This is a genomic window from Pseudomonas sp. SDO55104_S430, from assembly GCF_054070595.1.
The window spans coordinates 1-6,540 of the sequence record NZ_JBSVXG010000279.1 but is presented as its reverse complement, the minus strand read 5'-3'; the positions used below and the strand labels follow the sequence as shown (position 1 = coordinate 6,540).

The 6,540-nt window shown below is 62.8% G+C and carries 8 protein-coding genes; all 8 read right to left on the bottom strand.

The window, feature by feature from the left end; genetic code table 11:
* Positions 1-81 precede the first annotated feature (81 nt).
* The 8 genes from ACW9JE_RS27460 to ACW9JE_RS27425 all read right to left on the bottom strand — a co-directional run bounded on the left by ACW9JE_RS27460 (position 82) and on the right by ACW9JE_RS27425 (position 6,303).
* The gene (locus ACW9JE_RS27460; protein WP_457434546.1) at positions 82-981 is read right to left on the bottom strand and encodes a metal ABC transporter substrate-binding protein; all 900 of its coding nucleotides are present in this window, start codon (positions 979-981) and stop codon (positions 82-84) included.
* Complete coding sequence (locus tag ACW9JE_RS27455; protein WP_457434545.1) at positions 982-1,881, bottom strand: metal ABC transporter permease; 900 nt, start codon at positions 1,879-1,881, stop codon at positions 982-984.
* Entirely contained in the window at positions 1,881-2,582 is a 702-nt protein-coding gene (locus tag ACW9JE_RS27450) for a metal ABC transporter ATP-binding protein (protein ID WP_224538016.1), read from the bottom strand. The genes ACW9JE_RS27455 and ACW9JE_RS27450 overlap by 1 nt, the downstream gene beginning before the upstream one ends.
* A gap of 140 nt (positions 2,583-2,722) precedes the next feature.
* Positions 2,723-3,649: a metal ABC transporter substrate-binding protein gene (locus ACW9JE_RS27445; RefSeq protein WP_457434544.1), complete on the bottom strand. Its 927-nt coding sequence runs from the start codon at positions 3,647-3,649 to the stop codon at positions 2,723-2,725.
* 35 nt (positions 3,650-3,684) lie between these two features.
* Entirely contained in the window at positions 3,685-4,257 is a 573-nt protein-coding gene (locus ACW9JE_RS27440; protein ID WP_457434543.1) for a DUF6162 family protein, read from the bottom strand.
* Positions 4,254-4,583 carry a hypothetical protein gene (locus ACW9JE_RS27435; RefSeq protein ID WP_457434542.1) on the bottom strand — a complete coding sequence of 110 codons (330 nt, stop codon included), beginning with the start codon at positions 4,581-4,583 and terminating at the stop codon, positions 4,254-4,256. The genes ACW9JE_RS27440 and ACW9JE_RS27435 overlap by 4 nt, the downstream gene beginning before the upstream one ends.
* Positions 4,580-5,122, bottom strand: a complete 543-nt coding sequence (locus ACW9JE_RS27430) for a thiamine pyrophosphate-binding protein (RefSeq protein ID WP_457434541.1) — start codon at positions 5,120-5,122, stop codon at positions 4,580-4,582. The genes ACW9JE_RS27435 and ACW9JE_RS27430 overlap by 4 nt, the downstream gene beginning before the upstream one ends.
* Positions 5,119-6,303 (bottom strand): PepSY-associated TM helix domain-containing protein, encoded by a 1,185-nt coding sequence (locus tag ACW9JE_RS27425; RefSeq protein WP_224538025.1) that lies wholly within the window; start codon positions 6,301-6,303, stop codon positions 5,119-5,121. Before ACW9JE_RS27425 ends, ACW9JE_RS27430 begins: the two co-directional genes overlap by 4 nt.
* Positions 6,304-6,540: the final 237 nt, after the last annotated feature.

Here is a 6,540-nt window from a genome sequence, read left to right as displayed (position 1 = left end):
GGCGTCAGGTCAGGCGATAATGATGTTGGATCTGCCGGCCTCTTCGCGGGCAAGCCCGCTCCCACAGGGTCAGTAGGTGACCTAACTACCACTCAGGCCCTTGATGACGCCATCAATATTCCCTTCCAGCTCCGCCACCGGATCCTCGGCATCGGTGCTCAACACTACCAACCGACTCCCGCCCTCAGTGATCGCCGCTTTCACCGCCTCCGAAGGCTGGCGATGATGCAGCACCAGCGCCACGTCGTTGTCCTTGAGCGTCGCACTCAAGGTCTTCAACGCTTCCGGCGTCCACTCGGCATCCGCGCGCGCATCCAGGCCGATCAGTTCCAGATTGAGGCTGCCAATCAGGTAACCGAAGTGATCGCTGAGGCTCATCACACTCAGGTTGTCCGCCGCAGCCAGGCGCGCTTCGCTGTTGGCGCTGAGTTTCAGCAGGCGTTGTTTCAATGCCGCCAGGTTGGCCTCGATCGCCGGCTTGGCCGTCGGTGCCAGGCGTACCAGGTCGGCGGCCATCACGTCCGCCATGCGCCCCATGTTATTGCTCGCCAGCCACGGCTGACTGTTCAAGCCATCAACCATGTTGCCCGGCTGCAACGCGATACCCGGCAGGGCGCCGTCCACCGGGCGGGCGGCGTCGACTTCGATGATGCGGATGTTGCTGCGCCGCGCCATCGGGTACAGCGGATCGTCCGGCCACAACGAGCGCAGGCCGATCACCGCATCGGCATTGGTCGAAAGTTTGGCCAGGGCCGGCGCGCCACGACCGGTGAAGTAGGCACTCTGGCGGCTGCCGGGCAGGTTGGCCGGCGCGGCGCGTTCGAGACTGACGTCGGTGCCCTTGAGCAGCACCTCGCCCAGGCCATAGGTCACCGGCAACGAAGCGAGCACCCGCAGTGGTTTTGCAGTGTCGGCGAAAGCGTTTGCGGTCAGCCCGCACAAGGCGACCGCGAAGGTCAGTTGTCGCAGAGAAAAAGCCATTTATCCAAGGTTCCCTTTGAGGCTGGGCACGATGCCGCGCGCGATGGCGGCCAGGGCGAAGGCGATGCCGGCCATCAGGATGATCGCGGCACCGGACGGAATCGGCAGATCGAAGACGATGGGCGCGAGAATCCCGCACAGGGTGCTCACCGTGGCGATCAGCACCGAGCACCAGAAAAAGCCCTTCAGCGACTGACTGAGCAAGCGCGCCGCCGCGGCTGGAATCACCAGCAAGGCACCCACCAGAATCGCGCCGATGACTTTCACGGCGGCCACGGTGATCAGGGTCACCAGAATCACGAACAGGTAATCCAGCGCCTTGACCGCCACCCCGCGCACCGCCGCCAGTTGCGGATTGAAACTGGCAAGCATGATGCGGTTGTACAGCGGCAGGGCCAGGGCCATCACCAGCGAGCCGACGATGGCCAGCACCAGCAGGTCATCGCCGTTGACCGTCAGCACCGAGCCGAACAGCACGTTCTCCAGAATGTGCACGTTGATCTTGCCCGCCAGAATCAGCAGCAGGCTCGCCCCCAGCGCCAGGGACACCGAGAGGAACACCCCGATCAAAGTGTCCGGCGCCAGGCCCGTACGGTTGCGCAGGTAATTGAGCAGGATGCCGAACAGCAGGCAGTAGCCGAACAGGCTGCCGTAGGGCCCGGTGTAGGGCTCGCCGAGCAGGATGCCGATGGCCACCCCGGTCAGCGCCGCGTGGCCCACCGCTTCGGAGAAAAACGCGAAACGCTTGACCACCACCAGCGTCCCCAGGCCACCCAGCACCGGGCCGATCAACAGTCCGGCGAGCAACGCGTTGACCACAAATCCATAGGCCAGCGCTTCGGGCAGGTAACCCGACGAGGCCCAGCCCTGAATCATCAATCGAAAGGCTTCGTAACTCATCAGGCAAGGCTCCGTGGCTGGGTCGAAAACAGGCTCAGCAGGCGCTCGGGCGTCAGCGCCTGTTGCGGCGTGGCGTCGAACAGCACCCGACGATTGAGCCCGGTGACCTGGTCGGCCAGTCGTTTGACCGCTTCCAGATCGTGCTCGATCCACAGCACGGTGATGCCGGCGGCGCGCCAATCACCGAGCAGGCGTTCGAACACCTGGATACCGGCCTCATCGAGGGCCGACATCGGCTCATCCAGCACCAGCAGTTGCGGTGCCGGAATCAACCCCTGCGCCAGCAACACCCGCTGGCGCTCGCCACCGGACAGCGCGCCCATGCGTCGTTTGCGCTTATCCTGCATGCCGACCCTTTCGAGCGCCTCGCCAATCGCCCCGGCGTAATGCTTACTCAAACCGAGGAAAGCAGGGCGCCGCTGGCACATGGCAGCCATGAAATCGTCAACGGTCATCGGCAGGCCGCGATCGAACTCCAAAGCCTGGGGCACGTAGCCGATGGTCCCTGGCTCGCCGGGCCATTGCAGGCTCAGACGGCCCTGATGCGGCATCTGCCCGAGCAGGGTCTTGATCAACGAACTCTTGCCGCCACCGTTTGGGCCGACCAGCGCATGCACGCTGCCCGGACGAACCTGAAAGCTGACCTTATCGAGAATCACCGTGCGGCCGAGCGTCAGGCTGACATCAACAAAATCCAGCATCGGCCCGCCCCCCTGTAGGAGCGAGCTTGCTCGCGATGGCGGTGCGTCATTCAACAACGAGGTCGACTGATCCGACGCATTCGCGAGCAAGCCCGCTCCCACAGGCGCGGTGGATTCATCAGGCAGGGTTTCTTTTACGGTCATGCGCCTGACTCCTGAATCGCCCGGACCACGGTGTTGAGGTTGCCGGTCATTTCCTTTTCATACTTGTCGGCGGTGTATTCGCCGTAGGAAATGTGCGACAGCGGATACAACTTCACCCCGGATTCACGCTGGATGGTGTCGACGTAGGTGGAGGGGAAATCCATCTCCGAGAAGATCACCTTCACGTCCAGTTCGCGCAGTTGGTCGATGGTCTTTTTCAGCTGGCTCGGGCTCGGTTCGATGCCGTGGGCCGGTTCGACCACGGCCGTGACTTCCAGGCCGAATTCGCGCAGCAGGTAGTCGTAGGCGGCGTGCACCGTGGCCACTCGCAGTTGGGCGTTGGGGGCCTGGGTCAGTTTGGCCAGGGCGTCGGCGCGCATCTTGCGCAGGCGCTTGCCATAGGCCCGGGCGTTGTCGGTGTAGGTCTTGGCGTTGGCCGGATCGAGCTTGCCCAGTTCCCGGGCGATGTTGTTGACCTGGGCAATCGAGGCACTGATCGACAGGAAGGTGTGCGGGTTGACCACCTTGCCGGCACCGCGCGCGGCAATGCCGGTGGCGGCCAGCAGCGGCACGTTTTCGTTGGCTTCGATCACCTTGATGTCCGGGGTTTCGCTGGCGGCGATCATGCGGTCGGCGAAGTCGTCATGACCCACGCCGTTGAGCACGATCACGTCCAGCCCGCTGATGCGCTTGATGTCTTCAGCGCGAGGCTCGTAGGCGTGGGGATTGAAGCCGGCGGGAATCAGCGGCACCACCTCGGCCTTGTCGCCGACGATGTTGGCGACGTAGCTGTAGTAAGGGTGCAGGGTGATGCCGATGCGCAGGCGCTTGGCCTCGTCGGCGCTGGCCAGGGGTGTCAGCAGGCAGGCCAGCAGGCCGACCAGTGCCAGACGCAGAACAGAGCGTAGCGATGAAATGGGCATGGGAAAGCGGTCTTCTCTGGAGTGAAGGCGAAGGTTCAGTGCCGGTGCTGGCGGGTCACGCCGGCATCGAATTGCGCGACGATCTGCTGCCAGCCGGCGCTTTCCAGCGCGGCGTCGCCAAGATCGGCCGGGGCCTTGATGGCGGCGGCGCGGTTGAGCCAGATGTCGGGGGTAGCGCCGTCGGCGCTCAGGCGCATGAGGAACGAACCGGCAACGGCAGGCGTCTGGCTCTGTCCGAAATAGGCCCCGGTATCGAGCAACTGCCAGACATGGCCACCGCGACTGACGGAGCTGGCGTCCTGGGCAAACGGTGCGAAACCTTCATCGGCCAGGGCATCAGGTGTCGGCAGGGTTTGCTGTTCCTGGCGCAGTAGCCGGATCTCGTCGAGCGTCACCCGCAGATCGGCGTAGATGCCTTGCTCCGCAGCGCTGAGGTCGCGGCGAGCATCCAGCTGATGGCTGCTGATGGCGGGCGCGTCCTGCGACTCGTGACGCCAGGCGACTACCGAGCCTGCAACCGCCAGGATCAACAGGCACAACAGCAATATATTGAGGCTTTCGTGGCCGGCACCGGCCGGGCGCACGACTTGGGTGGTTGGGCTGCTCATGGGCTCTCGATATCCGCCTGGTCGATTTCGACGACGTGGCCGGGGCCGGCGTCGAACAGCACGTAGAACTCGGCGCCGGGTTTCTTGAAGGTCAACGTCGAGTCGGCGCCGAGCTTGCCCGGCACCAGAATGGTTTCGTCATAGCCGATCACGTCGAGGGTCACTCCCGGCGCGCCGCTGCCATCGGAGAAACCGCCGGTGCACTTGATCTGCTCGGCGTCGATGGCCTTGCATTCGCACATCGGGTTGTGGGCCAGGGCGCTGGCGCTGAAACCGGCGCAGAGCACCAGCATCGCGGCGCTCAAAGAATGAGTCAGCTTGATCATGGTTTGCTTCCTTGGGTGGACAGCCAGGCGAGGGTGGCGGGGGAGGCTTGGCTCAGCGGAATGGATGCCTGATGCATGGAGCCGTCCCAGCCTTCCATGGTTATCCACAGCTCGGCGTCTGCTTTGGTTTTTTCCGGGATCGGCAACATGGCCCCCATGCGGTATGGGGTGCCGAAGAAAATTACCCCGGCGGCGCGCAGGCTGCGGGGTTTGCCGATGCGCAGGTAAGTGGCCTTGACCTGCTCACGGCAGCTGTCGCACAGCGCGGCATTGAAGCTTTTCATGTAACCGGCCGGGCCATCAGGTCGTGGTCCCTCTTCGCGCAGTTCCGCCAGCCGCAGGCTCCACGGGCCAACCTTCACCTCACCTACCTCCCGTTCACCCAGGCCGGTATCGCCACGAAACAGCGCTGCATCGGCAAAGTATTTGGGCATGAATCCCAGGGGCACCAGCAACAGCAGGACGTTGATATGGAAGCGCCACTTGTGCCAGAACTGTTTGAGTTTCGAAGGCGGTTTTTCAGCAGCGATCTGGTTCATTGGCTGACCTCCGTTGCAATCACAGATTCGTTGCGAGGGCGTTTGTGGCTGCGCTTCAACGCATTGGCCGTCGCCAGCGCGGTACGCTTGGTCCAGATCAACAGCCCGCTGAGTACCATCATGCTCAGCAGCAGGCCGAAGAAGAACCAGATCAGCTTGATCCAGATTCCGCCGAAATCGCCGGTGTGCAGCGGGCGCATGGACTCGGTGACGAACTCCAGCTTCGAACGGTCGGACAGCAGGCGAGTGGCAGCGATTTCACCGGTATAGGGGTTGATGTCGGCGGTCTGGTACATCAGCGGATACCAACTGCGTCCGCCTACGGACAGGTAGCTGTAGGCGTTGGCCGGCAGGCTGACGAAACTCTCGTCCAGGCCGGGAATGCGCTGGCGGGCCTGCTCGATCGCGGCGTCCAGGCTGATCATCGGTGCTGGCGAGCCATCGGCGGTCAACGGTACGCTTTCCCGGGGCACCACGGCGGCCACCGGTGCGGTGGAGATTGAGATCTGGTTGTCGAACATGAACGCTTCGATCAGGAACCAGGTGGAAGTCACGGAAATCACCGCGATGAACCAGATCGACCAGATGCCGCTCAGACGATGGAAATCACCCCAGAAAATCCGTGCGCCATGGCGGATGCGCAGAGTCGGGCGCAGGAAGCCTTTCCAGAAGCGCTTGTAAACCACAAGACCGGTCACCAGCGAAGCCAGCAACGGCAGGCTCAGGAACGACACCAGATACCAGCCCCAGCTATAGCCGTTGGTGAACGGCACAAGCCACCAGCCGTGCAGCGCACGGGTGAAGGCCTGGAAATTGAATTGCGGCGCCGGGCCCTGGATGACACCGGTGTAGGGGTTTACGTATACCTTCTGCGAGCGACCGTCGGGGTAATTGACATCGACATCCAGCGCGAAGTGCGACTCATCCGGGCGATTGATGTCTTCGACCAAAGTGTCCGGCTCGGCTTTTTTGATTGCGGCGACGATCTGGTCGTAGCTCAGGCGCGGCGCGTCGTCCGAAGGCTGGCTGGCGCGCATTTGCGGGTTGGCGAGCCAGACGATTTCCTGGCTGACCACCGCAAGGGTGCCAGTCACGCAGACGATCAACACGAAAAACCAGATTGGCAACGCCAGCCAGCTATGGACCAGGAACCAGAGTTTGGAGCGGGATTTCTTCGACATGATTTGCAGGTCTTATATCGATGAAAAGGCCTCTGCTACGGGCTTCGCAGCGATGAGGTCCGGAACGGTCCGCTCGTGGCTTTTGCCTACGCGAACGGACTGCATCTATATAGGACGGATGAGCGAGTGAAATCCCGAACGGGGAAATGAAAGAAAATGTTTCGTATTCGTACAAGAGGTGCCTATTGAATTTTCGCGAGCAGGCTCGCTCCCACAGGGGATCTGCTGTGAACAGAA